Raw genomic sequence first — 2008 nt, 5'->3', positions numbered from 1 at the left:
AACCCCTCGTTGTTGCGCCGCTGTTCAGCGGTCCCCGACATGAGCGGTGACCCCCGCGGCGGGCTGGAGGGCCGGCGGGCCGCGGGGGCGCGGCCGCGCACTGCGCGGCGCGCCCCGCCGACACGCCTGGTCGAACAGCGATCCGCGCCGGGTCGGCCAGAACGGGGTGAGCACCGCACCGGTCATGCGCCCACTCCAGGCGCTACGAGCGGTGCGCGCAAGGGCACGCCACGTGGTGGGACGCCGCGGTCACCCGTGCGGCGGAGCGCTGCCGGAGGTGCTCAGCGTCGCCGCGTCCGGCGGCCAGGCGATGCACTCGCCGATCGCGTCGCCGATGCCCGCGCGCGGCTCGGCCGAACCGGGAACCGTCACCGCGCCGTCCCGCAGCGCCTCCCGCAAGGCCAGCAGCACGCAGAGCTCGTAGCCGGTCCGGTCCACCCGGCCGGTCCGGTCCACCACGCCCTCCAACCAGCCCGCGGGCACCACGCCGCGCACGGGGACGTCCAGGCCGGACGGCAGGTAGCGGCCCTCGCCCCACACCCGGGTGGGGCCGTCGACCAGTTCCCCCAGCGCCGCCAGCAGCGGCCACCGGCGCCGGTCGCTGCTGCGGAAGTCCAGGACGTGCAGCAGCGCGGACAGCAGCTGCCGGTGGTCGGAGGTGTAGGTGATGTGCAACGCGGCCCGCGCGGCCCGTCCCCGGTCCGGCTCGGCGGAACGCCGCAGCAGCGCGTCCGCGTGCTCCTCGGGGGGCGACCAGCGCCGCCAGCGCCCGTCGGGCGGTGCGCCCGCGGCGCGCAACCGGGCGCCGGCGCGGGACCGCAGCTCGTCGATCAGGGTCAGCAGCACGCCCAGCAGCTCGCGGGTCAGCTCGCCCTGCCGGTGCCAGCACAGCGCGGCCAGCAGGGACAGCCGGGCGTTCGTCGACTCGGTGGGCAAGCCGTTCAGCGCCCGGTGCCGCCAGCAGTCGACGGTTTCGAGCGGGACGTCGGCGAACACGTCCGGTGGCAGCCGCAGCTCCCGCAGCCGGTCGAGGCGCTCTATCTCGTGGAGCACCTCGGGCAGCCGTTCCGGCGCCCGGTCCCCACCCACCTCGTCCAGGAAGGAGTCGGGCAACCGGAGGGAGCGGACGGCGCTGAGCTCGTCCAGCTCCAGGCAGAGCGCGTGCGCGTCGATCCGCGCGGGATCGGCCAGGAACTCGTGCGGTATCCGGTCGCGGCCCCGGGCACCCAGCAATCCGGCGAGCTCCTCGCCCGCCGCCCCCAGACGTGCCAAGACCCACCGGTGCAGTTGCGGCTCCGGGTAATGGCCCACGAAGCGAAACGTAGACCTCCCGTGGCAAACCCGATCGGGCGACCTCTGCTCAACCGCTGATCATCATCGCAGGTCGAGTCGGGGTCCGCTCCGCCGAGCGGGTGCCGGGCGCCACTCGAACGTCCCAACCGGGGCAAGTCCCCGGGTGACGCACCGCGTCAGCGGCGGAAGCCCTTGCGGCGGCGGCGCAGGTCGGCCAGCAGGCCGATCGCGACGATCACGGCGATGCCGATCAGCCAGATGTCCTCGGTCTTGAAGGCGTGGCCGCCGCTGAGGATGCCCTGGTGGTTGCCCACCAGCATGATCAGCAGGGCGAAGACGGTGAACCAGCCGGCGATCTGGGTGCCCTTGGGGAACCCGCCGTGCCAGCCCCACTCGACCGACGGCTCGTCTGCCGGGTCGATGGCCTGACTGGGCTTGGTGTCCAGTTCCGTGCTCGCCACGTACCCTCCTGCGCCACAACCCGCCACCGGGGCGGTTGAACCTGCTACTCGGCGCGGCACGCGCCACGCGTAGCCCATCTTCGCATAGCTCGAGCGCGCGCCGGTGCGCTGGTGGCGCAGCCCCGGCACAGCGCAAAGCCGCGGGGGGGGGGGGCCCCGGGCCCGGGGGGGGGGGGGGGGGGGGGGGGGGGGGGGCCCCCCCGGGGGGGGGGGGGGGGGGGGGGGGGGGGGGGCCGGGGGGGGGCGCGCGCGAG

Annotated in this window: 2 protein-coding genes; both read right to left on the bottom strand. The window is 75.7% G+C overall.

Annotated features, from left to right (window positions below; translation table 11 throughout):
- Positions 1–249: 249 nt before the first annotated feature.
- Positions 250–1272: a hypothetical protein gene (locus tag LCD35_RS21490; RefSeq protein WP_224963276.1), complete on the bottom strand. Its 1023-nt coding sequence runs from the start codon at positions 1270–1272 to the stop codon at positions 250–252.
- Between the two features lie 197 nt (positions 1273–1469).
- On the bottom strand, positions 1470–1754 hold the full coding sequence (locus LCD35_RS21485; protein ID WP_224963274.1) for a DUF2631 domain-containing protein: 285 nt from the start codon (positions 1752–1754) through the stop codon (positions 1470–1472).
- Positions 1755–2008: the final 254 nt, after the last annotated feature.

Source organism: Saccharopolyspora sp. 6V, assembly GCF_020176785.1.
GTDB classification, from domain to species: Bacteria; Actinomycetota; Actinomycetes; order Mycobacteriales; family Pseudonocardiaceae; genus Saccharopolyspora_C; species Saccharopolyspora_C gregorii.
This window is presented reverse-complemented; position numbering and strand designations above follow the sequence as displayed.